Origin of the sequence: Cyanobium sp. Aljojuca 7A6 (genome assembly GCF_024346455.1) — a bacterium.
In the GTDB taxonomy this organism is placed as follows: domain Bacteria; phylum Cyanobacteriota; class Cyanobacteriia; order PCC-6307; family Cyanobiaceae; genus Cyanobium.
This window is the reverse complement of the sequence record NZ_JAGQCY010000006.1, coordinates 162,225-183,644: the sequence shown is the minus strand read 5'-3', so window position 1 is coordinate 183,644 and position 21,420 is coordinate 162,225. Positions and strand designations below refer to the sequence as shown.

29 protein-coding genes and 2 riboswitches are annotated in these 21,420 nt (G+C 69.6%); of the genes, 17 read left to right on the top strand and 12 right to left on the bottom strand.

The features are described 5' to 3' along the window. Positions 1–54: 54 nt before the first annotated feature. From KBY95_RS07830 to KBY95_RS07815, 4 genes are all read right to left on the bottom strand, one after another. Positions 55–882, bottom strand: coding sequence for a hypothetical protein (locus tag KBY95_RS07830; RefSeq protein WP_254964392.1), 828 nt, complete (start codon positions 880–882; stop codon positions 55–57). Positions 883–1,021: 139 nt separating this feature from the next. Continuing rightward, positions 1,022–1,705 carry an MBL fold metallo-hydrolase gene (locus tag KBY95_RS07825; RefSeq protein ID WP_254964391.1) on the bottom strand — a complete coding sequence of 228 codons (684 nt, stop codon included), beginning with the start codon at positions 1,703–1,705 and terminating at the stop codon, positions 1,022–1,024. Positions 1,706–1,744: 39 nt separating this feature from the next. Further along, on the bottom strand, positions 1,745–2,086 hold the full coding sequence (locus KBY95_RS07820) for a hypothetical protein (protein WP_254964390.1): 342 nt from the start codon (positions 2,084–2,086) through the stop codon (positions 1,745–1,747). A gap of 4 nt (positions 2,087–2,090) precedes the next feature. Then, the gene (locus KBY95_RS07815) at positions 2,091–2,708 is read right to left on the bottom strand and encodes a DUF3177 family protein (RefSeq protein ID WP_254964389.1); all 618 of its coding nucleotides are present in this window, start codon (positions 2,706–2,708) and stop codon (positions 2,091–2,093) included. Between the two features lie 60 nt (positions 2,709–2,768). On the opposite strand from KBY95_RS07815, the gene KBY95_RS07810 reads away from it, so the two are divergent. The 4 genes from KBY95_RS07810 to KBY95_RS07795 are packed head-to-tail and all read left to right on the top strand — an operon-like array spanning position 2,769 to position 7,061. Beyond that, positions 2,769–4,079 carry an FIST N-terminal domain-containing protein gene (locus KBY95_RS07810; protein ID WP_254964388.1) on the top strand — a complete coding sequence of 437 codons (1,311 nt, stop codon included), beginning with the start codon at positions 2,769–2,771 and terminating at the stop codon, positions 4,077–4,079. Between the two features lie 2 nt (positions 4,080–4,081). Further along, positions 4,082–4,795, top strand: coding sequence for a tRNA (guanosine(46)-N7)-methyltransferase TrmB (gene trmB, locus KBY95_RS07805; RefSeq protein ID WP_254964409.1), 714 nt, complete (start codon positions 4,082–4,084; stop codon positions 4,793–4,795). Then, positions 4,795–6,111 (top strand): IctB family putative bicarbonate transporter, encoded by a 1,317-nt coding sequence (locus KBY95_RS07800; RefSeq protein WP_254964387.1) that lies wholly within the window; start codon positions 4,795–4,797, stop codon positions 6,109–6,111. Before trmB ends, KBY95_RS07800 begins: the two co-directional genes overlap by 1 nt. After that, positions 6,108–7,061, top strand: a complete 954-nt coding sequence (locus tag KBY95_RS07795; RefSeq protein ID WP_254964386.1) for a BadF/BadG/BcrA/BcrD ATPase family protein — start codon at positions 6,108–6,110, stop codon at positions 7,059–7,061. Before KBY95_RS07800 ends, KBY95_RS07795 begins: the two co-directional genes overlap by 4 nt. Here KBY95_RS07795 and KBY95_RS07790 read toward each other — a convergent pair. Beyond that, entirely contained in the window at positions 7,058–7,657 is a 600-nt protein-coding gene (locus tag KBY95_RS07790) for a HupE/UreJ family protein (protein ID WP_254964385.1), read from the bottom strand. The genes KBY95_RS07795 and KBY95_RS07790 overlap by 4 nt on opposite strands. A 24-nt stretch (positions 7,658–7,681) precedes the next feature. Beyond that, a riboswitch (cobalamin riboswitch) is annotated at positions 7,682–7,841 on the bottom strand. A gap of 49 nt (positions 7,842–7,890) precedes the next feature. Continuing rightward, a riboswitch (cobalamin riboswitch) is annotated at positions 7,891–8,055 on the top strand. Between the two features lie 25 nt (positions 8,056–8,080). Here KBY95_RS07790 and KBY95_RS07785 point away from each other — a divergent pair. Continuing rightward, entirely contained in the window at positions 8,081–8,704 is a 624-nt protein-coding gene (locus KBY95_RS07785) for a HupE/UreJ family protein (RefSeq protein ID WP_254964384.1), read from the top strand. Between the two features lie 3 nt (positions 8,705–8,707). On the opposite strand, the gene KBY95_RS07780 is transcribed toward KBY95_RS07785, so the two are convergent. Beyond that, entirely contained in the window at positions 8,708–10,006 is a 1,299-nt protein-coding gene (locus KBY95_RS07780; protein ID WP_254964383.1) for an MSMEG_0569 family flavin-dependent oxidoreductase, read from the bottom strand. Positions 10,007–10,175: 169 nt separating this feature from the next. Here KBY95_RS07780 and KBY95_RS07775 point away from each other — a divergent pair, with 169 nt between their 5' ends. The 6 genes from KBY95_RS07775 to KBY95_RS07750 all read left to right on the top strand — a co-directional run bounded on the left by KBY95_RS07775 (position 10,176) and on the right by KBY95_RS07750 (position 14,764). Next, the gene (locus tag KBY95_RS07775) at positions 10,176–10,658 is read left to right on the top strand and encodes an MSMEG_0572/Sll0783 family nitrogen starvation response protein (protein WP_254964382.1); all 483 of its coding nucleotides are present in this window, start codon (positions 10,176–10,178) and stop codon (positions 10,656–10,658) included. Continuing rightward, positions 10,659–11,651 (top strand): Nit6803 family nitrilase, encoded by a 993-nt coding sequence (locus KBY95_RS07770; protein WP_254964381.1) that lies wholly within the window; start codon positions 10,659–10,661, stop codon positions 11,649–11,651. Continuing rightward, the gene (locus KBY95_RS07765; protein ID WP_254964380.1) at positions 11,644–12,768 is read left to right on the top strand and encodes an MSMEG_0568 family radical SAM protein; all 1,125 of its coding nucleotides are present in this window, start codon (positions 11,644–11,646) and stop codon (positions 12,766–12,768) included. The genes KBY95_RS07770 and KBY95_RS07765 overlap by 8 nt, the downstream gene beginning before the upstream one ends. A gap of 8 nt (positions 12,769–12,776) precedes the next feature. Beyond that, complete coding sequence (locus KBY95_RS07760) at positions 12,777–13,418, top strand: MSMEG_0567/Sll0786 family nitrogen starvation N-acetyltransferase (RefSeq protein ID WP_254964379.1); 642 nt, start codon at positions 12,777–12,779, stop codon at positions 13,416–13,418. Beyond that, positions 13,415–14,413, top strand: a complete 999-nt coding sequence (locus KBY95_RS07755) for a sll0787 family AIR synthase-like protein (protein ID WP_254964378.1) — start codon at positions 13,415–13,417, stop codon at positions 14,411–14,413. The genes KBY95_RS07760 and KBY95_RS07755 overlap by 4 nt, the downstream gene beginning before the upstream one ends. Positions 14,414–14,488: 75 nt before the next feature. Further along, positions 14,489–14,764, top strand: coding sequence for an MSMEG_0570 family nitrogen starvation response protein (locus KBY95_RS07750; protein WP_254964377.1), 276 nt, complete (start codon positions 14,489–14,491; stop codon positions 14,762–14,764). Here KBY95_RS07750 and KBY95_RS07745 read toward each other — a convergent pair. After that, positions 14,761–15,336: a TMEM175 family protein gene (locus KBY95_RS07745; protein ID WP_254964376.1), complete on the bottom strand. Its 576-nt coding sequence runs from the start codon at positions 15,334–15,336 to the stop codon at positions 14,761–14,763. The two genes, KBY95_RS07750 and KBY95_RS07745, sit on opposite strands and share 4 nt — an antisense overlap. A gap of 251 nt (positions 15,337–15,587) precedes the next feature. On the opposite strand from KBY95_RS07745, the gene KBY95_RS07740 reads away from it, so the two are divergent. Further along, positions 15,588–15,884 (top strand): CsbD family protein, encoded by a 297-nt coding sequence (locus KBY95_RS07740; protein WP_254964375.1) that lies wholly within the window; start codon positions 15,588–15,590, stop codon positions 15,882–15,884. Positions 15,885–15,926: 42 nt separating this feature from the next. Further along, complete coding sequence (locus KBY95_RS07735) at positions 15,927–16,073, top strand: lmo0937 family membrane protein (protein ID WP_254964374.1); 147 nt, start codon at positions 15,927–15,929, stop codon at positions 16,071–16,073. Positions 16,074–16,093: 20 nt separating this feature from the next. Here KBY95_RS07735 and KBY95_RS07730 read toward each other — a convergent pair whose 3' ends face one another. Next, positions 16,094–16,924 (bottom strand): RNA polymerase sigma factor RpoD/SigA, encoded by an 831-nt coding sequence (locus KBY95_RS07730; RefSeq protein WP_254964373.1) that lies wholly within the window; start codon positions 16,922–16,924, stop codon positions 16,094–16,096. A 236-nt stretch (positions 16,925–17,160) separates the two neighbouring features. On the opposite strand from KBY95_RS07730, the gene KBY95_RS07725 reads away from it, so the two are divergent. Beyond that, positions 17,161–17,352 carry a Thivi_2564 family membrane protein gene (locus KBY95_RS07725; RefSeq protein ID WP_254964372.1) on the top strand — a complete coding sequence of 64 codons (192 nt, stop codon included), beginning with the start codon at positions 17,161–17,163 and terminating at the stop codon, positions 17,350–17,352. 17 nt (positions 17,353–17,369) lie between these two features. On the opposite strand, the gene KBY95_RS07720 is transcribed toward KBY95_RS07725, so the two are convergent. After that, a complete protein-coding gene (locus KBY95_RS07720; RefSeq protein ID WP_254964371.1) occupies positions 17,370–17,903 on the bottom strand; it encodes a DUF3122 domain-containing protein in 534 nt (177 codons plus the stop codon). 118 nt (positions 17,904–18,021) lie between these two features. On the opposite strand from KBY95_RS07720, the gene psbA reads away from it, so the two are divergent. The 3 genes from psbA to KBY95_RS07705 all read left to right on the top strand — a co-directional run bounded on the left by psbA (position 18,022) and on the right by KBY95_RS07705 (position 20,415). Then, the gene (psbA, locus tag KBY95_RS07715; protein WP_254964370.1) at positions 18,022–19,101 is read left to right on the top strand and encodes a photosystem II q(b) protein; all 1,080 of its coding nucleotides are present in this window, start codon (positions 18,022–18,024) and stop codon (positions 19,099–19,101) included. Between the two features lie 125 nt (positions 19,102–19,226). Continuing rightward, the gene (locus KBY95_RS07710; RefSeq protein WP_254964369.1) at positions 19,227–19,877 is read left to right on the top strand and encodes a DUF3365 domain-containing protein; all 651 of its coding nucleotides are present in this window, start codon (positions 19,227–19,229) and stop codon (positions 19,875–19,877) included. A 4-nt stretch (positions 19,878–19,881) separates the two neighbouring features. Further along, positions 19,882–20,415, top strand: a complete 534-nt coding sequence (locus KBY95_RS07705) for a cytochrome b/b6 domain-containing protein (protein ID WP_254964368.1) — start codon at positions 19,882–19,884, stop codon at positions 20,413–20,415. Here the strand turns inward: KBY95_RS07705 and KBY95_RS07700 are convergent. Genes KBY95_RS07700 through KBY95_RS07690 form a run of 3 tightly spaced genes read right to left on the bottom strand, consistent with a single transcriptional unit; the run spans position 20,409 to position 21,340 of the window. After that, positions 20,409–20,663 carry a Txe/YoeB family addiction module toxin gene (locus KBY95_RS07700; RefSeq protein WP_254964367.1) on the bottom strand — a complete coding sequence of 85 codons (255 nt, stop codon included), beginning with the start codon at positions 20,661–20,663 and terminating at the stop codon, positions 20,409–20,411. The genes KBY95_RS07705 and KBY95_RS07700 overlap by 7 nt on opposite strands. Next, positions 20,660–20,911, bottom strand: coding sequence for a type II toxin-antitoxin system Phd/YefM family antitoxin (locus KBY95_RS07695; protein ID WP_254964366.1), 252 nt, complete (start codon positions 20,909–20,911; stop codon positions 20,660–20,662). Before KBY95_RS07695 ends, KBY95_RS07700 begins: the two co-directional genes overlap by 4 nt. A 57-nt stretch (positions 20,912–20,968) precedes the next feature. After that, entirely contained in the window at positions 20,969–21,340 is a 372-nt protein-coding gene (locus KBY95_RS07690) for a hypothetical protein (protein ID WP_254964365.1), read from the bottom strand. Positions 21,341–21,420: the final 80 nt, after the last annotated feature.

Sequence of the window (21,420 nt, the reverse complement as noted above, 5' to 3'; positions counted from 1 at the left end):
TCTGCCACCACGGTCATGCTGGCCAGGGCCTCAGGGTTTGTCTGCCAGGAGGGCTCAGCCGGCCGGCCGGCAACCCTCGAACCACATCACGTGGCGGGCATGGTCGTAATCCTTGTACTGGCCCGTCAGCTGGATGCCCTGGCCGGTTCGCAACGAGAGGGCGTAGGCGCCCTGGCCCTTGGCGGCCAGACAACTGATCTGGGTCAGGAAGCGGAACTTGCCGAACTTCAGGGCCAGGTCGTTGGTGGACCTTGGAATGTCGTAGTCGATGCGATAAGCGCCACCGTCTTTCGTCACGTAAGCCACCCGGCCCTTGATCGTGAAGGTTTTTCCCTGGTAGCGGCTGGGAATCACAGCCGCGTTGGTGTCGGCTTCCTGGGAGATCTGCTGCGACAGCATCAAGGCCTCGATGACGACTGGGCCCGCTGACGACACCGCCCCCTGGCTGCGCTCGGCGGCGGCAATGCCTTCAGCACCACCCTTCAAGGCGCCCAACATGGCGCACAGCTCGGTGCGCGCCCCACCGGCCCCCGCCAGCATGCCCGCCGGCAACTTCGCTTCCAGCTTCACCTTGGCGGCGGCCTGCTCGGCAAGGGCGGTGGCGATGATCGGGAACGGCCGGGCCGAGCCCGATCGGGGCTGCTCCAGCAGCATGCTGCCGTCGTCCGCCTCTTCGCTGAGGATGTCGTAACCCCGGCCGGCGGCGATGCCGCGCAGCTGGCGAATCGCCACCGGCACCGACAGGTCGTCGACGGTGACTGCCGCGTTGAAGCGAATCCCGGACAGGGGGTTGCCAACCTGGGCGAAAGTGTCTTCGCAGCTGCCGGCTCGGGCCGCCGAAGGCAGGGCCAGCGCCACGGCCAGCCCGCCCAGGGGAACCACGAATCGAAGGGCTGGAAGGAACAAAGGCGTCACTCGCTGTCGGTTGCCGACTCTACCGAGGCCCTCAAGGGAGGAAACTTTCGCAGGATTCGCTGCGGTTGCTGAACGACCGATCAGATGGCCGGGCAGCGGCTCGTTGTCAGGCAACAGCAAAGACATCCTGCATGGCGTTCGCCAAGTCCTTCAGCATGGGTCCGCTCTCACTGGAGTACGACGACCCGTGCATGACGGCAAGGGTCTCCGGCTGAAGCTGGGCGCAACCGGCAAGCAACCCTTGCGTCTGTGGGGTGTAGGGCAGATAGCCGGCCAATGGGCCCTGCTGCATCTGCCGCATGCCAGCAAGGGCTGGGCCGATCAGATCGTGCGTGACAACGGGCACAACGTCGCCGAAGTGATGAAAAAGATCGGAGCAGAAAAGGGTTTTCCGGGTCTCCTCAAACAACAGGCCGGCATCCCAGCCATGGGGCAGATGGGGCGAAGGAAAGAACCGAAAACGATACGTCCCTGTTTCCAGAACATCCTCAGGCATCAGACCACGGGCAGGCCGGATGGCGTAGTCATCGACGCTGACGACTTTGCCGACGAACGTGCAGACCGGCTCGGCCTCTGGCGCCGCTTCCAGCCAGTGGTTGAGGCCACCAATCTCGTCGGATTCAAAATGGCTCCAGGCCACGTAGCGAAGCTTGCCTGGATCCATCAACGTCGCCACCGCGTCCCTCAGGAGGGGATACATTCCCTTCAGGCCGGCGTGAAACAACAACGGCTGCTCATCACGAACCAGAAAGTGATTGAACTGCAGATCAAGCTCTGTGACGTTGGTCATGGTGGATGCAGGAGCGCAACAGTGATCCAGGCAGCCAGATCATTCTGCTGCCGTTCCTTCCCAGGCCCCCGGATCCAGATAGGTCTCCGCCGGCAGCGGTCCCGCCAGGCACCGCTCATCGCTGGGGTTGAGGGGCCCCGCCAGCAGTTCGGCCGCGGTGATGAGGGCCGACGCCGGCAGGGCCGGCTGGTCGGGATCGAAGGCGGTGGGGTGGGTGATGCTGCTGGAGAAGCCCCGGAAGATCAGCAGTTCAAAGGGTTCGTCGTCCCCCGGCGCCGGCAGGGTGCCCACCAGGCGCAGCACCCGATCCGGGCGCTCGCGGCTGATGGCCTCCAGGGCGGCCAGCAGGGCGGCAACGGAGGGGGAGGCGGCGTCGGTCATGGCGTCAGAACTCGCCGGCCACCCGGCCCAGCCGCGGCAGGCGCACCACCAGCCACTGCAGCAGCCCCACCGCATAGGCCACCAGGGCCACATAGCCCACGAAGGCGGCCACCCCCGGCGTCCACGCCCCGCCGAACACGAAGGCGAACACCCTGGCCACCACGCCGTGCAACCCCACCGGTGCCTCCAGCCAGGCCCGACAGAGGCGCAGGCCAGCGCCGGCGCCGCCCATGCAGGGCAGGGCGGTCACGGCCAGGCTCGCCCCCCCCAGCGACAGCAGCGTCAGGCTCCAGCGCCAGAGGCGCAGGGTGAGGGGCAGGGCGCGCCAGGGGGGCATGTCGGCCAGCTCCTCGTTGAGATCCACCCAGAACCACAGGGTCACCACCACCAGCAAGGGCGCCACCACCAGCAGCAGGAAGCCGGCGGGGCGGTTGTCGGTGAGCAGCAGCAGGGCGATCAGCTGCAGGCTGGCCACCTTCCAGTAGAGGCCCATCAGACGCACCAGCGCCTGCTCCTTGCGGAGGGCCGCCCAGAGAAGCAGCACCAGCGGCAGCCCAACGGCGAACAGCATTCCCAGCCGCACGTCGAGCCAGACCAGGGAGCGATAGAGCTGTTCCGGCACGTCCGCTCGGTTCGGTAAGGCGCCATTATCCGTGCGCCCCTCAGGCGATAGGGTCCGGTGATGGGTTCCCTCCCCTCCTTTCCCTGGTTGCAGCGTCGCCCCGACGCCCCCTGGTGCCGCACCGCCCTCGGCCGGGACGCCTCTCTGCAGGAAGCGGTCAACCAGGTGTTCGAGCAGCTCCGGGGCGCCGGTGAGGCCGACCTGGCCCTGGTGTTCGCCTCCGCCAGCTATGCCAGCGACCTGCCCCGGCTGCTGCCCCTGCTGCAGCAGAAACTCCAGGCCGGCCACTGGCTGGGCTGCGTCGGCGGCGGTGTGGTGGGCACCGATCCGGCCGGCGCGCCCCATGAGATCGAGAATCAGCCGGCCCTGGCGGTCACCCTGCTGCGCCTCCCCGGTGCCAGCCTCCGCCCCTTCGCGATCGACACCGCCTCCCTGCCCGACCTCGATGGTCCGGCCGAGCCCTGGCGCGAGCGGGTGGGAGCCGAGTGGGAGGACGGCCAGTCGATGCTGCTGCTGCTGGATCCCACCGGCACCGCCATCAACGACCTGATCAGCGGCCTGGATTACGCCTACCCCAACACCACCAAGGTGGGCGGCATCGCCGGCCCCCACAGCGCCGCCCACGGCTCGCTGCTGTTCAGCAGCGGCGACAGCGACCCGGCCGACACCGTGCGCAACGGGGCGGTGGGCTGCCTGATCAGCGGCTCCTGGCGGCTTGATCCGCTGGTGGCCCAGGGCTGCCGGCCGATCGGCCCGGTGCTGGAGGTGGAGCAGGCCCAGCGCAACGTTGTGATCGAGGTGAGCTGCGGCAGCACCCGAAACAGCCCCGTGGCCGCCCTGCAGTCGATCCTCACCGACCTGACCCCGGCCGAGCGGGAGCAGGTCAAGCACTCCCTGTTCCTAGGCGTCGGCCGCAGCGATTTCAGCCTGCCCACGGCCGACCTCACCCCCGTGGCGGAGGCGCCCGGTTCCTTCCTGGTGCGCAACCTGATCGGCGTCGATCCCCGCAACGGCGCCGTGGCGGTGGGCGAACGCATGCGCGTCGGCCAGAAGGTGCAGTTCCAGCTGCGCGATGCCGATGCCTCCCGCGATGAATCCCGCCAGCTGCTGGCCGGCCAGTCGCGGCGCCGCAGCGAGCCCCTGGCCGCCTTCCTGTTCGCCTGCCTGGGGCGCGGTGAAGGCCTCTACGGCGAGGTCGACGGCGATGTGAGCCTCTGCCGGGAGGTGTTCGGCACCGTGCCCATCGCCGGCCTGTTCTGCAATGGCGAGATCGGCCCGGTGGGCGGCACCACCCACCTGCATGGCTACACCGCCAGCTGGGGCTTCCTGGTGCCCAACGAGCCGCCCGGGGACAGCGCCGCGCCGCTCTGATGGTGCGCCAGCACGTCAATCCGCTCAGCCGGATCCACCAGCTGGCCCGGCCCCTGCCGCCGCTGATCGAGCTGTTCGCCGATCCCTCCCTGCCCCTGCATCTCGACATCGGCGCCGCCCGGGGCCGTTTCCTGCTGGCCATGGCCCCCCTGGCGCCCGAGCGCAACCACCTGGGCCTGGAGATCCGCCGGACCCTGGTGGAGGCCGCCGAGGCCGACCGCCGCCGCCAGGGGTTGAGCAACCTGCGCTTCCTCTACGGCAACGCCAACGTCAACCTGCCGGACTGGCTGGCACGCCTGCCCGCCGGCCAGCTGGAGCTGGTCACGCTGCAGTTCCCCGACCCCTGGTTCAAGCTGCGCCACCGCAAGCGCCGGGTGCTGCAGCCCGCCCTGCTGCTGGCGATCGCCGCGGCCCTGGCCCCCGGCCGCAGCCTGTTCCTGCAGAGCGATGTGGAGGCCCTGATCGCCCCGATGCGGCAGCTGGTGGACGCCAGTGGCGCCTTCGAGGCCGCCGGGCCCGAGGAGTGCGGCCCCGAGCGCAATCCCCTGCCGGTGGCCACCGAGCGGGAAGGCCAGGTGCTGGCGGGGGGCCTGCCGGTGCACCGCAGCCTCTACCGCCGCAGCAGCGCCCCTTTGCCGCCGCTGGCCGATCTGGAAGCCCAGCTGGAGCCCACCGCCTGCGGCACCGATAATCCCCTCGACGCTGAAGCGGATTGATGGTGCCTGCCCCAGCTCCCGTGCCCCTGCTGCTGCGCTGGCAGGGGCTGCTGGCCGGGCTCCCCGCCGGCCGGTTCGGCGCCCACCTGCCCCTGGTGGCGGGCTGGATCCTCTGCGCCCTGCTGGCCGGCCTGCCCGTGGTGACCCGTGAGGGCCTCAGCCTGCTGATCGCCGCCTCGGCCCTGCTCTGGGTGGTCTGGGCGCTGCGCACCCCCCCGGGGCGCCTGGGCGCCATCAACATCTGGCTGCTGCTGGTGATCGCGGTGGCCGTGGTGGCCACCGGCTTCTCGCCGGTGCCCAGGGCCGCCCTGGCGGGCCTGGTCAAGCTGCTCAGCTACCTGAGCGTCTACGCCCTGATGCGCCAGCTGCTGGCCACCGCCCCGGTGTGGTGGGACCGGCTGGTGGGCGCCCTGCTGGCCGGTGAACTGATCACCAGCGTGATCGGTATCCGCCAGCTTTACGCGGCTCCTGGCGCCCTGGCCCGCTGGTCGGACAGCAACTCGGTGGCCGAGGGCACGGTGCGCATCTACAGCACCCTGGAGAACCCCAACCTGCTGGGGGGCTATCTGCTGCCGATCCTGCCCCTGGCCGTGGTGGCCCTGCTGCGCTGGCAGGGACGGGGACGGCGCCTGTTCGCCCTGGCCTGCCTGGTGCTGGGCCTGGTGGCCCTGGTGCTCACCTACAGCCGCGGCGCCTGGATGGGCCTGGTGGCCTCCCTCGGCGTGATGGCCCTGCTGCTGGTGCTGCGCCAGACCCGCGACTGGCCGCCGTTGTGGCGACGCCTGTTCCCCCTGCTGCTGCTGGTCGGCGCCACCGTGGTGCTGGCGGTGCTGGTCACCCAGGTGGAGCCCCTGCGGGTGCGGGTGATGAGCCTGCTGGCGGGCCGGGAGGACAGCTCCAACAACTTCCGCATCAACGTCTGGACCGCGGCCCTGGCGATGATCCAGGACCGCCCCTGGATCGGCATCGGCCCCGGCAACAACGCCTTCAACCTCATCTACCCGCTGTATCAACAGCCCAAGTTCAACGCCCTCAGCGCCTATTCGATCCCCCTGGAGCTGCTGGTGGAAGCCGGCATTCCAGGGCTGCTGGCGGGGCTGGGCCTGCTGCTGAGCGCCGTCAAGGTGGGCCTGGGCCAGTGGCGCAGCAGCGCCCCCCTCGCCCTGCCGTGCCTGGCGGCGGTGGCCGTGTTCGCGGGCCTCGGGGTGCAGGGCCTCACCGACACGATCTTCTTCCGGCCGGAGGTGCAGCTGATCGCCCTGTTCAGCCTCGCCACCCTGGCCGCAGCCGCCCGGCCCGCGGATCCCCAGCCGTGAGGCTGATCGCCGGCTTCGACGCCGGCCAGACCCACACCAGCTGCCGCCTCGCCCTGGCGGGCGATGGCCGGGTCATCAGCGAAGGCGATGGCCCTGGTGTGTGCCACCTGGCGGCCCCCGAGGGTCCGGCGCGCTTTGGCGCCGCCCTGCGGGAGAGCCTGGCGCGGGCCATGGCCGGCGTGGAGAGCGGTAGCCCGCCCCCGGTGCTGGTGGCGGCCGCCGTGGGGGCCAGCGGCATCGAGCAGGGCTCCCCGGTGCAAGCCCAGGGCCAGGCCCTGGCAGCCGACGCCCTGGGGCTGCCCTTGGAGCGGGTGCTGGTCACCGGCGATGAGCGCACCGCCCTGCGGGGCGCTTTCCCTGACGGGGCCGGAATCGTGGTGATCAGCGGCACCGGCACCATCGCCGTCGGCCGCGACGGCCGCGGCCGCGAGCAACGCTGCGCGGGCTGGGGCTGGCTGCTGGATGGGGCCGGCTCAGCCATGGACATCGGCCGTGACGGCCTGGCCCTGAGCCTGCAGATGGCCGATGGCCGCGTCCCCGACTCCCCCCTGCGACACGCCCTCTGGCAGGCCCTGGATCTGGACCCGGACGATCCGGGGTCAGTGCAGCGGCTCAAGGCCCTGGTGGTGGCGGCCGGCTTCGGGCCCGCCGGCTTTGCCCGGCTGGCGCCGGTGCTTGATCAACGCGCCGCCTCAGGCGAAGCGGAGGCCATCGCGGTGATGGAACGCAACGCCGCGGCCCTGGCCGCCATGGCGGCGGGGGTGGCCCGGGGCCTGGATCTGGTGGAGCCGGCGGTGTGCCCGATGGGCGGGGCGCTGAGCCATCTGGAGCAACTGCGCCGCCCCTTCAGCCGGAGCCTGGCGCAGGCCCTGCCCGGCAGCCGCCTGGTGACGGCCGCCGGTGATGCCTGCCAGGGGGCCCTGGCGATGGCGGCCGCCCTGCTGGCTTAGGCCGCCAGCGGAGCCAGGGCCAGGGCGCCGCCGAGCACCGCCAGCAACAGGGCGAGGCGGGCAGTCCAGACCAGGGGCAGACGGCGCATCGCCAGGAACGAACCACCACTCACCAGCAGCGAGGCCGCCAGGGCGCCGGCCCACCAGCCCAGGGCTGAGCCATCGACGGGGGCCTCGCCGCCGTGCAGCAGGGCATGCAGGGCGACCGCACCGGCCACCAGGGTGCCGGCGAAGGCCAGCCCGGGGCTGCGGCCATCACGGTGGGAGCGCAGGATCAGCAGCGCCACCGCCGAGATCGCCAGGGCGGCCAGCACCTCAGCGAAGGGCAGGGCGAAGCCCGTGGCCCCGACCAGGCCCCCCAGCACCGCACCGGCCAGGCCCCAGAGCAGCAGCTCGGCGGACACATAGGACGCAGCCGCGCCGACGCCGACCAGCAGCAGCAGGTGATCGATGCCGGTGATGGGGTGGAGGAAGCCATAGCCGAGGCCGCCGTGGGCCAGGCCATGGGCCTGGGCCGGCTGGCCGATCAGCACGAAGCCGAGGGCGGCCGCACCCCCCAGAAGGGTCCAGGAGCGGAGGCCGGAAAAGTTGGTCATCGAGGGTCCCGGTCCGCGCCGGGGATGGAAGGAACGGTTCACGGCGAGCGTTCTGGCTGAGGGTGACCCCATCACAGCTGCGGGACAGCGCCGGAATGACAACAGGGCGAACCCAGCCGTGCACCGGACTTTCCTCGTTTCCTCCCGGAGGTGAACCCCGGGAACCGTCTGCCCATTGTGACCGCAGCCGGTGACGTTGCCGCCCGATGACCGCAGCTTCTGACCGGGAAGGGGGGAGGATGGCCCCCAGGGGTTCCTTCCCTTCACGGGGAGGACGCAAGGAGGAAAGGCGGTGAGGGGTTTCCCGAGTCCGCCGCTGTCCCGCAGCTGTGATGGAAACCTGGCTTCCCGGCCCGGCGTCCTCAGTCAGAACGCTCACCCCCACTCGACCCATTTCCCGCCGGCGAGGACCGGAGACTTTTCATGACACTGCCTTCTCTGGCTGAGCGGCGCGGCCTCCTGCCGATCGCCCTCGCCGTTGTCTGCGCCCTGCCCCTGCTGCTGGCCGCCCCGGCTTCGGCGCACCACGTGATGGATCTGACCGGGCTCAAGCCCGGACCTCTCACCGGGCTGCTCAGCGGCCTGGCCCACCCGATCCTCGGCCCCGACCACCTGCTGTTCCTGCTGGCGATCGGCCTGGTGGGCATCGTCCATCCCTTCCGCTGGGTGCTGGCCCTGCTGGGTTGCGGGCTGGTGGGCAATGGCCTCGGGCTGGCCCTGCCGGGCTTCCCCTGGATCGAGCCGCTGGTGGCCCTGTCGGTGGCGCTCACCGGCCTGGTTCTGGCGCGCCGCCTGCCCCCGGCCGTTCTGGTGCCCACCTTCCTGCTGCACGGCTACGCCCTCAGCGGGGCCGTGATCGGCTGGGAGCCGGCCCCGATCGGCTTCTACCTGGCGGGTCTGCTGGTCAGCCAGTCGCTGCTGCTTCTGGTGGCCCTGACGGCGGTGCGGCGCTGGCGCCAGAACGCTTCCAGCGCGGCGGTGAGCCTCACCGCCGGCCTGCTGATGGGCCTCGGCCTGGCCTTCACCTGGTCGGCCCTGGTGGCCTGAGGCTCAGGTGCCCAGCAGGGCAGTGCACTCCAGCCGCTCCTGGCTGGCGACCCGGCGGGAGGCGCGCAGCCGGATCGCCTCCGCCAGGTACTCGGCATCCTCGGCCACCCCGCAGAAGCGGGCCGAACCCCAGGTGTGCAGCCAGGGCAGGCCAAGGACGTAGAGGCCCGGCACCTGGGTGAGGCCCCGCTCGTGGGCCGGATGGCCGGCGCCATCGAAGACCGGCACCTCCACCCAGGTGAAGTCCGGGTGGTACCCCGTGCACCAGATCACCGCCGCCAGGGGCTCAGCGGCCAGATCGAGGGGCGCGGACGGACCGGGGGGCGGCGTCCAGCAGGAGACGTAGGCGGGCTCCTCGGGGGCGCTGAGGCCCTGGGCGGCGATGTGGGCGTCGATGCTGCGGCAGATGCGGCTGTAGACGGCGTCGGCCCCGTCGAGGTTCGCGGCCAGGTCGCCGGCGAAGCTGATGCGGTCGTGGCCGAGGTCGGCCAGCCGGCCGTGCAGCACCATCCCCTCGAGGGCGCGGCGGCGCAGGTCGATCTCGCGGCCACCGTCGCGGCCGGTGAGGTAGTGGTTGGTCTTGCCCCGCACCGCCTTCGGATCGGCGTGCTGGTCGATCGGCATGGCGTAGTAGCCCATGCGATCGAGCCAGTCGACCACGTCGCGGCCTCGGTAGCGGCGCGGGGAGCGGGGGGCGCTGCCGACGCTCAGGTGCACCCGGCGGCCGGCCAGGAACAGGTCTTCGGCGATCTGGCAGCCCGACTGGCCACTGCCCACCACCAGCACCGGGCCAGCGGGCAGGGACGCGGGGCTGGTGTAGTCGCGGGCATCGATCTGCAGGATCCGCTCGGGCAGCCTGGCGGCGAGGGGATGGCGCTTCGGGCGGTGGTAACCGCCGGTGGCCAGCACCACCTGATCCGCCTCGATCTCGCCGTCGTCGGTGCTGAGGCGGAACCCCGAACCGCTGGCCTGCAGGCGCCGCACCGCCACCCCTTCGCGCACGGGCACCTGGATGTGGTCGGCGAAGCGCTGCACGTAACGGACGATCTCCTCGCGGCCCATGAAGCCGTCCGGGTCGTCGCCGTCATAGGGGAAATCGGGCAGGCGGCACTGCCAGTTGGGGGTGACCAGGCAGAAGGAGTCCCAGCGCTGGCGCGCCCAGGCATGGCCGATGCGGTGGCGCTCCAGCACCAGGGGCCGCAGCCCCCGCTTCTGCAGGCAGTGGGCCACCGACAGGCCGGCCTGCCCGCCCCCTACCACCACCACCGGATGGCGCTGCAGCACCTGCGAACCGCTTGCCACCGAGCCCCTCTGGTCGTTGTCGGGTGTTGATGCTGGCCGCGCGGCGGGATCCGCCCTGTAACGACCGCCACGGATTGCCCGGTGCCGGGATTCGGTGGCATCGGCGACACAGAACAAAACTTCATCCGTGGCACGGTCCACCTGCCGATTCCACCGACCGCACTTCCCCATGCCCCAGGTCAGCCGTCCCGCCAACCAGACGGGCGATTTCCTCGTCGACTACGAGGAAAAGGTCTTCCCCGACGTCAAAGCCGAGCCGGGCGAGAAGGCCCTGGTCACCTTCCACACCGTGGCCTTCGAAGGCTCCATCGGCCTGGTGAACCTGCTGCAGGCCAGCCGCCTGGTCAACAAGGGCTTCGAGACCTCAATCCTTCTCTACGGACCCGGCGTGACCCTGGGGCTGCAGCGGGGCTTCCCCAAGCTCGGTGACGCCGCCTTCGACGGCCACCTCAACTTCGGCGCCCGCATCGAGAAGTTCATCGGCCAGGGCGGCAAGGTCTATGCCTGCCGCTTCGCCCTGCAGGCCCTCTACGGCCACGGCGAAGGCGCCCTGATCCCCGGGATCATCCCGGTCAATCCCCTTGATGTGCTCGACATCGTGCTGCTGCACCGCAAGGAGGGGGCCTTCATCCTCGACACCTGGACGCTCTGAATGCCCGCCACGATCACCGTCGCCGCCGCCCAGATCCGTCCGGTGCTCTACAGCCTGGAGGGATCGGTGGCGCGGGTGGTCGCCGCCATGGAGGAGGCCGCCGCGGCCGGGGTGCAGCTGATCGTCTTCCCCGAAACGGTCCTGCCCTACTACCCCTACTTCTCCTTCGTGGAGCCGCCGGTGCTGATGGGGAAGTCGCACCTGAAGCTCTACGAGCAGGCGGTGACGGTGCCCGGCCCGGCCCTGGGCCGCATCGCCGCCGCCGCCCGCCAGCTCGGCCTGCACGTGCTGCTGGGCATCAACGAGCGCGATGGGGGCAGCCTCTACAACGCCCAGCTGCTGATCGATGCGGCCGGGGAGCTGGTGCTGAAGCGCCGCAAGCTCACGCCCACCTATCACGAGCGGATGGTGTGGGGCCAGGGCGATGGGGCCGGCCTGCAGGTGGTGCCCACCGCCCTCGGGCGCATCGGCGCCCTGGCCTGCTGGGAGCACTACAACCCCCTGGCCCGCTTCAGCCTGATGGCCCAGGGCGAGGAGATCCACTGCGCCCAGTTCCCCGGCTCGCTCGTGGGACCGATCTTCGCCGAGCAGACCGCCGTGACCTTGCGCCACCACGCCCTCGAGGCCGGCTGCTTCGTGATCTCCTCCACCGCCTGGCTGGAGCCGGAGGACATCGAGAGGATCACGCCCGACCCGGTGCTGCAGAAGGCCTGCCAGGGGGGCTGCCACACGGCGGTGATCAGCCCGGAGGGCCGTTATCTGGCCGGGCCGCTGCCCGATGGCGAGGGGCTGGCCATCGCCGAACTCGACCTGGCCCTGATCACCAAACGCAAACGCATGATGGACAGCGTCGGCCACTACAGCCGCCCGGACCTGCTGGGACTGCTGATCGACCGCAGCCCCGCTCTCCAGCTGCACGAACGCCCCCCCGAGCCGGCTGGCGGCGAGGTGCCCCCGGGCCTGCCGGCGCTGGAGGAGCTGCACCATGGCTGAGCACGATCGCCGCGCCCTGGGCCGCAAGCTCACCGAACTGCAGGTGCACGGGGTGGTCGACCCGGCGGTGCCCGGCAACCCCGGCCGCCGGGGCGGCGCCGGCCCCTCGGATCACCGCGCCCTCAGCATCGAGGGCACCACGGTGATGGTGCCCGTCTACAACGCCCTGGCCGGCAGCTCGCCCTACCGGCTGGACACCAGCGCCGAAGGCGGCCTGCAGGTGAGCGGCACCACCGCCCTCGCTGACGACGCCGCCGGGCCCCTGGCCGTGCAGACCCCACCCGAGCCGCGCTTCTACGGCCTGGCCACCGCCGAAGGCATCCCCTACCGCTCGATCGCCCTGCTGCACGGCCGGGACGTGCTGGCCACCACGCTCCTGCAGACCTGCATCCGCTTTCGCGACCGCACCCAGTCGTGCCAGTTCTGCGCCATCGAGCAGTCGCTGGAGGATGGCCGCACCCTCGTGCGAAAGACGCCGGAGCAGGTGGCGGAGGTGGCCGAGGCGGCGGTGCGGCTTGATGGTGTGCGCCAGCTGGTGCTCACCACCGGCACCCCCAACAGCGATGACCGGGGCGCCCGGCTGATGGCCGAGACCGCCGCCGCCGTCAAGGCCCGGGTCGACCTGCCGATCCAGGCCCAGTGCGAGCCCCCGGACGACCCGGCCTGGTACCGCCGCATGAGGTCGGCCGGCGTGGACAGCCTCGGCATGCACCTGGAGGTGGTGGAGGAGGAGGTGCGGCGGCGGATCCTGCCGGGCAAGTCGGAGCTGGGGCTGGAGCGCTACATGGAGGCCTTCGCCGAAGCGGTGGCGGTGTTCGGCCGCGGCCAGGTGTCCACCTACCTGCTGGCCGGTCTGGGGGACAGCGCCGCCTCGATCGTGGCGGTGAGCGAGCGGCTGATCGCCCTGGGCGTCTACCCGTTCGTGGTGCCCTTCGTGCCGATCGCCGGCACCCCCCTGGAGGCCCATCCCGCCCCCTCCACCGACTTCATGGTGGCGGTGTACACGGCGGTGGGCGACCGGTTGCGGGCCTCCGACCTCAGGTCCGAGGCCATGGCGGCCGGCTGCGCCAAGTGCGGCGCCTGCTCGGCCCTGTCCCTGTTCGAAGCCACCCCCTGAGCGCGGCCATGTTCTTCATCGACCCCTCCAGCCACGACATCGGCCGCAGCGCCAGCAGCGGCGCCGCCGCCTTCGCCCCCTCGGTGCGGCGGGGGGTGGCCATCGAGGCCGAGGACTTCCGCCTCTCACCCACGGCCAGCTCCCAGCGCTTCTCCTTCCACCTGCTGCGGCGCGGCACGCCCCTGGAGGAGGGCTACTGGCAGCTGCGCAGCGCCATCTTCTGCCAGGAGCAGCACCTGTTCGAGGCCACCGACCGGGATGAGAAGGATGGCCACGCCTATCCCATCGCCGCCCTCGACCACAGCGCCAGCAGCGGCAGCGGCGTGGTGGGGGTGGTGCGGATCCTGGAGGAGCGCCCCCGCCTCTGGTACGGCGGCCGGCTGGGGGTGCACCACGACCACCGCCGCCACAACCAGATCGGCAAGGGCCTGATCTGGAAGGCGGTCACCACCGCCAACGGCTGGGGCTGCGATCGCTTCCTGGCCACGGTGCAGCTCCAGAACGTGCGCTTCTTCCAGCGCCTGCACTGGACCTCGATCAAGACGCTGGAGATCCGCGGTCTGCCCCACCACCTGATGGAGGCCGACCTCACCTACTACCAGCCCGGCCAGGAACGGCGGCCCCAGCCGGTGCCCCGGGCCGTGGCGTGAGCCGCCCGGAGGCGCCGGATCCGCCCCTGGCGGCCCTGGCCGCCAGGCTGCGCCGGCTCAGCGGCCTCACCGGCAAGACCGACATCCAGTCCCCGGCGGCCACCTTCCCCCACCAGCCCTTTCCCGAGCTGGGCCCCGCCGCGGCCCTCGGCGACGATGCCGCCCTGCTGCCGCCGGTGGCCACGCCGCTGCTGCTGGCCAGTGAGGGCCTGGACCCGGCCCTGGTGGCTGCCGACCCCTGGTTCGCCGGCTGGTGCGGGGTGCTTGTGAACCTCAGCGACATCGCGGCCATGGGCGGCACCCCGATCGCAGTGGTGAACAGCCTCTGGTGCCGCAGTGCCACCCAGGCGGAACAGGTGCTGGCGGGCCTGCGCCGGGCCTCGGAGGTGTTCGGGGTGCCGATGGTGGGTGGCCACACCAACCTGCACAGCCCCTACGACGCCCTGGCGGTGGCGGTGCTGGGCACGGCCGCCGGCCCGGTGCTCTCGGCCCGCGCCGCCAGAGCCGGCGACCACTGCCATCTGCTGATTGACCCCAACGGCGGCTTCCGCGGCGACTCCCTCTGCTGGGATGCGGCCACCGGCGCCGACCCCGCCCGGCTGCGGCGCCAGCTGGCCCTGATGGCGGCTCTGGCGGCCGACGCCAGTGTCCATGCCGCCAAGGACATCAGCATGGGCGGCCTGGTGGGCACCGCCGCCATGTTCTGCGAGGCGGCCGGCTGCGGTCTGCGCCTCGATCTGGCCGCGATCCATCCCCCCGCCGGTGTGGCCATGGAGCCCTGGCTCACCGGCTTCCCCAGCTTCGGCTTCCTGCTGGCCGCCCGGCCCGATCAGGAGGGCCGGCTGGCGCAGCGGGTCGCCAGCTGCGGCGGCCTGCAGTTGGAGCGGGTGGGCACGTTCACGCAAGAACCCCGGTTGGTGCTGGAGGAGGAAGGTCTGCAGGAGGAGGTCTGGCGCGCTGAGGAGCCCCTCACCGGTTTCGGGGCACTGTCGTGATCAAGCTGTCGTGATCGCCACCGCAACCGATGCGGATTCGGCGCACAATGGCTGCACTGGGTGGTGGGGGGCGCCATGCCGGAAGTGGAGCTGACGCTGGAATGGCCGGACGGGGGCAGGAGCCGCCTCTATTCGCCTTCCACCGTGATCCTCGAGCACCTCGCCCCGGGCCAGACACTCTCGGTGGCGGAGCTTCGGACCAGGGGCACGTTGGCGCTGCGGCAGGCCTCCCAGCGGGTGCGGGCCCGCTACGGCTTCGCCTGCACCCGGGCCGATGAGGAGGAACGGCGCCTGCTGGAGCAGGCCTCCCGCTTCGGTGAACAGGAGCTGGTGGGGATCGGGAGCGCCTAGTCGGACAGCACCCGCTCGATGCGGCGATCGGGGATCAGCCACATCAGGGCCACCAACGCATAAACCGCCTGACCAACGGCCGGGGAGCGCAGGCTCGCCAGCATCGCCACCAGATAGAGGGTCAGGGAGGTCTGCCCCTTCCAGTCGCGGCCCACGGCCCGGCGCAGCAGGGAGTCGGGGCCCTGGCTGGCGATGATCCGCCCCTGAAGGGTGAAATAGGCGAGGGCCGCCATCAGCATCACGACGCCATAGAGGACCGACGGGGCGATCGCCCGGTGGTTCTGGCCCATCCAGCCGGTGGCGAACGGCACCAGCGACAACCAGAACAACAGATGCAGGTTGGCCAGCAGCACCGGGCCGCTGACACGCTGCAGGGTGTGCAGCATGTGGTGGTGGTTGTTCCAGTAGATGCCGATATAGACGAAGCTCAGCAGATAACTCAGGAAGACAGGAATCAGGGGCACCAGGGCCGCCGGTGCGGTGTCGTGGGGCACCTTGATCTCCAGCACCATGATCGTGATGACGATGGCCAGAACACCGTCACTGAAGGCCTCCAGCCGGGTGGTTTTCATGACGGCCTGCCGATGGATCTGGCTGCTTATGGCAGAAGCGACGCAGAGTGCAGCAAAAAAGAAATGAATCGCTACAGAGCCCAGACAGCCTGACACCACTGAACAAGCGCCGGAGACTGCATCCTGCGGGCCCCAATGGCGGCATCAGCCGTCTACGCGGAGCTGGAAGCTCGGTAAAGAAGGGAGGCACCCCTTTGAAGCCAGACCCGATGAGAATTTCCATCCGAAGACGCCTGCTCTCGCTGGCCTCCGTGGCCGCCCTGGTTGTCACCCTGATGATCCAATGGCCCGCCATGGCCATGGCCAGCCAGGCCCCCATCTTCGCCGCCATGACAGACAAGATGAGCGCCCAAGCCAAAGGAGCCGAAGGCAAGCTGCAATCCGCCTACGGTGAAATCACCGGCGATACGGGCCAACAGGTCAAGGGCAAGGCCAAGCAGGTTCAGGCCTCCGCCATGAACGCGAAAGAAGCCGTGAAGGACGGCGCCAAGGCCACGGCCCGCAAGACCAGTGATGCCGCCGACAAGCTGGCGAACAAGATCAAGTAAGCACCATTCTGATCCATCCATTTCCATCGAAAGGAGGCTCCAATGCTGGAGTCACTCGCCGTCGTTCTGGTGATTCTCTGGTTGCTTGGACTGGTGACGTCCTACACCATGGGCGGCTTCATCCATCTCCTTCTGGTCATCGCCCTGATCGTGATCGTGTCCCGGCTGCTCAGCGGCCGGGCCGTATGAGACCGGGGCGACGAGGCGGATCACAAGTCCTTGACCAGGCGTTGCCGCAACTTGAGCAACGCCTTTCGCTCCACATGCTGCACCTTGTGCTTGGACATTCCGATACACACGCCGATCTGCGCCAGCGAAGGGGACCCATCTTCGGCATAACGAAGGCGCAGCACCTGGCGTTCGGTGGGGCTCAGCTGGGTGAGTTCGGTGTGGAGCCACTGGTAGTCGTCCAGAAGGCCGGGCTCATTGGGATCACCGATCAGATCGGTCAAGCTCACCTCCCCATCGGAGCTTCCCAACGCCTGATCAAGGGAAAGGGTCTGCAGGTCGTGGGACGCCTGAAGCACGGTCTCCAGCCGTTTGACACTCTCGCCCAACTCGGAACCGATGTCGGCCAGCGACAGGGGCTGGGGCGAGGCCATGCGAAGGGCCTGAGCCTTGCGGGCCAGGGCCGCCATCTGGGGCGGCACCCGGATCAGCCCCGTCGTCTCCTGGAGATGGCGGTGCACCGACTGGCGAATCCACCAGGAGCCGTAGGTGGAAAACCTGCAGCCCCTTTCGGGCAGAAAGCGCTCCACCGCCCGGATCAGGCCGAGGTTGCCGGCCTGGACCACATCCATTGGATCGAGGTGCATCAGACGGATGCGGTTGTGCTGCTGCTTGCACAGCGACACCACCAGGCGCAGATTGCCGGTCACCATGCGCCCGAAGGCCCGACGCCCCCGGCGTTCCAGGCCAGGGCCCGCCGCCGAGTGGGTAAGCCAGTCCTGCACAAGGGCACCGAGATGCAATTCCTCTGAAGGCGTCAGCAAAGGAATGCGGCCGATGCTGCGCAGATAATCCCCGAAGCAATCAGACATAGGTCCAGGGAAAAGAGGGCCGTAGGAATCCTGCGATCACTGGGCCAATTTGTGGCGGCGAATTGCGAATCTGCGGCAGATCTACTGCACGACACCTCAGACGCCCCCATCAAGACGCCATCCTTTTGTGTCAGGAACAACACCGTGAGACTCGACTGCCTAAGTTGAACTTAGGCAGATCTGGTGGAGCGCAAAGCCACACTCAGCCCCCCCATTCAACCCAGAGGAAAACGCTCATGTCCTTGATTTCACTGATCATCACCCTGATTGTTGTTGGCGTGCTGCTGTGGCTCGTCAACAACTACATCCCCATGGATGGCAAGATCAAACGCATCCTCAACATTGTCGTCGTTGTGGCGGTCGTGGTCTGGCTGCTCAACATTCTTGGCCTGATGGATTCGCTGCGCAACATCCGCATCGGCAGCTAGGGAAGCAGCGCCCAGACTCAGCTGGCGGCCACGGGATTGCGCAGCGCATGCAGGGCCTGGGTTTCGCTCGGGCCAAGCACGATGGAGGCCGTTTCCTCTCCCGCCAGGGGCAGGCTGAGCGCCAGGGGCAGGGCATCACTGGGGCGCGGCAGCAGGGCGGCCATGTCGAACTGGGCCGAACCCTCGGGCAAGGCGTCGCCGCCGGCGGGCACCAGCTCCTCGCTGCGGTTGGCCAGGGTCCAGGAGCCGCCGGCGCCGTCGCTGATCAGCAGGGGCCTGGCGTGATCGACCGCGATCCCCGGGGTGAGGGCGCTGAGGCGCAGGCGCTCGCCGCTGGGGTAGGCGGGGTCGGGCTGGGCGAAGATCCGCAGCGACCAGCGGTTGCCGTCCTGATCCCGCAGGCTCCAGCGCTGGGCGTCGTCGGCGCGGGCCAGGCCCGGCGCCAGGGTCAACAGCAGGAGCAGCCCCAGGAGCAGGGGCGCCAGCCGCCTCGGCCACGGGCGGCGGCGGGCGCCTGGAGAGCCAGATCCGGATTGAGCAGAAGCACACATGGGCAGAGTCGCAACCGGGGATGATTCAACGCTATCGTTTTATCGTCTGGCAGTGGAAGCGGCCTATCCGCAAGGCGATGTCGCCCCTGCCGGTCTGTCCATCTTCGGATGCTTCGCCATGACCATCACAAACCTGTCGCGTTCCGGGTTCCATCCCTGGGATCGCTTCAAGACCTGGGTCACCAGCACCGAGAACCGCCTCTACGTGGGCTGGTTCGGCGTGCTGATGATCCCCACCCTGCTTGCGGCGACCGTCTGCTTCGTGATCGCCTTCATCGCCGCTCCCCCCGTCGACATCGACGGCATCCGCGAACCGATCGCCGGCAGCCTCCTCTACGGCAACAACATCATCACCGCCGCCGTGGTGCCCAGTTCCAACGCCATCGGCCTGCACTTCTACCCCATCTGGGAAGCCGCCAGCCTCGACGAGTGGCTCTACAACGGCGGCCCCTACCAGCTGATCATCTTCCACTTCCTGATCGGCATCTACTGCTGGATGGGCAGGGAGTGGGAGCTCAGCTACCGCCTGGGGATGCGTCCCTGGATCGCCGTGGCCTACAGCGCCCCGGTGGGTGCTGCCACCGCTGTGCTGCTGGTGTACGCCATCGGCCAGGGGTCCTTCTCCGACCCCATGCCCCTGGGCATCTCCGGCACCTTCAACTTCATGCTGGTGCTCCAGGCCGAGCACAACGTGCTCATGCATCCCTTCCACATGCTCGGCGTGGCCGGTGTGTTCGGCGGCGCCCTGTTCTCCGCCATGCACGGTTCGCTGGTCACCAGCTCCCTGGTGCGGGAGACCACCGAAACCGAGTCCCAGAACCGGGGCTACAAGTTCGGCCAGGAAGAGGAGACCTACAACATCGTGGCCGCCCACGGCTATTTCGGCCGGCTGATCTTCCAGTACGCCTCGTTCAACAACAGCCGCAGCCTCCACTTCTTCCTGGCCGCCTGGCCGGTGGTGGGGATCTGGTTCGCCACCCTGGCGGTGATCAGCTTCTCCTTCAACGTGAACGGCTTCAACTTCAACCACTCCGTGCTCGATCACCGGGGCCGGGTGATCAACACCTGGGCCGACGTGCTCAACCGCGGCGGCCTGGGCATCGAAGCCATCCACGAGCGCAACACCCACAACTTCCCCCTCGATCTGGCGGCCACCGCCAGCACCCCCGTGGCCCTCACGGCTCCGTCGATCGGTTAGTGGGGCTTTGAACCCCGCCCAGCCGACCCCTCGCTGAGCCCCTGCCGGGCCCGGACTGCTCCGGGCCCGTTTCCCATTTCAGCCTGTCCGTCCGTCTCAACCCCCTCGTCCGGAGCCGCCGACCCATGGCCCAGATCCTGCCTCCCAGCCTGCGGCGCCTGGCGCTGAGGGCCCTCGCCTCACTGGCGATGGTGCTGCTCGGCGCCCTGCTGCTCACCCTCTCCCCGCCGGCAGCCCAGGCCGATGCGCCGGTGGAGCCCACCACCCTGGCCAAGGCGGTGGTGGAAATGGAGCAACTCGATCGGATGCGCATCGCCCTGGCCTCCACCCTGGAGGGCCGCAGCGAAGAACCCACCATGGACACCATGAAGGAGGTCTGCAAGCCGGTGGGGATGAAGGCCGCCGCGATCGGCGAGGAGAACGGCTGGCAGGTGCGCCAGGTGGCCGCCAAATTCCGCAATCCCGACCACGCCCCCGCCAGTGCCCAGGAGCGGGAGGTGATCGACCTGTTCCACCGCCAGCCGGCGATCACCGGCCTGTGGCAACCGGCCACCGCCGAGCAGGGCGCCGGCGTCAACTACTACCGACGCATCAACGTGGAGCCCAGCTGCCTGGCCTGCCACGGCACCAAGGCCAGCCGGCCCGCCTTCGTGAAGCAGAACTACCCCGCCGATCGGGCCTTCGATTTCAAGGCGGGGGACCTGCGCGGCATGTACGCCGTGTTCATCCCCGAGCTCCAGCAGGCCCATGACACGCTGGGCGAAACCTCCGGCTGACGCCATGGCGCGCCCCCCCTACCAACCCTCCCTGCTGCGGCTGACCCATGGCCTCACGGCATTGCTGGTGCTGGCCGCCTGGCTGAGCGGGCTGTTCGTCTACAGCCGCTACGACGGCCGCTGGGGGCGGCTGCCCTTCACTCCCGGCGGCAACTGGATCGACCTGCATGGCACGGCCGGCTTTCTGCTGCTGCCCCTGGGGCTGGTCTTCGCCGCCTACGCCCTCAGCCTGGGCCGGCCGCGCCTGAAGCGCATCACCAACAGCCTGGCCCTGGGGTCCCTGGTCCTGGCGGTGGCCACCGGCAAGCTGATGGACGAGGACTGGCTGCGGGACGGCGAGCTGCATCACCTCGCCTACGGCCTGCACCTGGTGGCCTGGCTGCTGATCGGCCTGGCGGTGCTGCTGCATGTGGCAGACAGCCTGCGGCTGGGGGGAACGCCCCTGTTGGCCTCGATGGCGAGCACGACCCTGCGGCCCGGCGACCTACCGGGCGACTGGCCGGAGCAGGTGCGGCGGTTTCTGAAGCGGGGTCAATAGTGATATCGAAGCTGGGCCAGCAGCAGAGCGTCAGCGTCGACCCTGTAGACCATGCGGTGCTCGTCGTTGATGCGGCGTGACCAGTAGCCAGCCAGGGCGTGTTTCAGGGCTTCTGGCTTGCCGGTTCCCGAAAACGGCGTCCGAGACGCTTCCCTGATCAGGGCATTGATGCGCTTGAGCAGTGCCTTGTCGGTGGCCTGCCAGTGGAGATAGTCCTGCCAGGCCTGCTCAGCGAAGATCAGCCTCATTCGCTGAGGGTGCGCTCCCGGCCCTGGCCGGCGTCCAGGCTGGCCGTCGCCTCGAGCAGACGCCTGGCGTTTTCAGGCACCCGCAGGAGATAGGCGGTTTCCTCGAGGGCTTTGAAGTCATCAAGGGACATCATCACCACGGATTGCTGCCCGTTGCGGGTAATGATCAGCGGCTCATGATCCGCGCAGACCCGGTTCATGGTCTGCGCCAGGTTGGCGCGGGCCGTGGTGTAGGTGATGGCGTCCATCGACTCCTTTGCTGACATGTACGCGTTACTGTACGGCTGGAGACCCATCCCATCGGATCACAACGGATCTCCCGGCAGAAAGCGCCGGATGAACAGCTCCAGGGCCATGGGCCCGCAGCGGAGCTGCCAGAGGCTGCCGCCCGGCAGCCGCCTCCAGGCCTGCACCTGGAGCGGGGCCGCATCGCCGCCGAGCAACTGAACCTGATAGCGGTACTCGGCATCGGCGGCCTGCTCGGGGGCGGCCAGGAGGTCGGCGCCGGGCTGGGTGGCCAGGAACGCGGCCGCGAACGCCCCAGGCTCCGGCCGCTGACGCAGGGCCGTGGCGAAACGCCAGGCGGCACCGGTGGGGTAGCCATCGTGGTGGAGGTAGAGATGGCGCTCCGGAACGCCGGGGAAGCCGGTGAAGGAATAGACGGCGCGGGTGGCCAAGGGGCTGAGGCGGCTGCACAGGGAAGTGCCACCGGTGTCTCACACCCATGAGCTGGCACTGGCCGTACGATGGACGTACA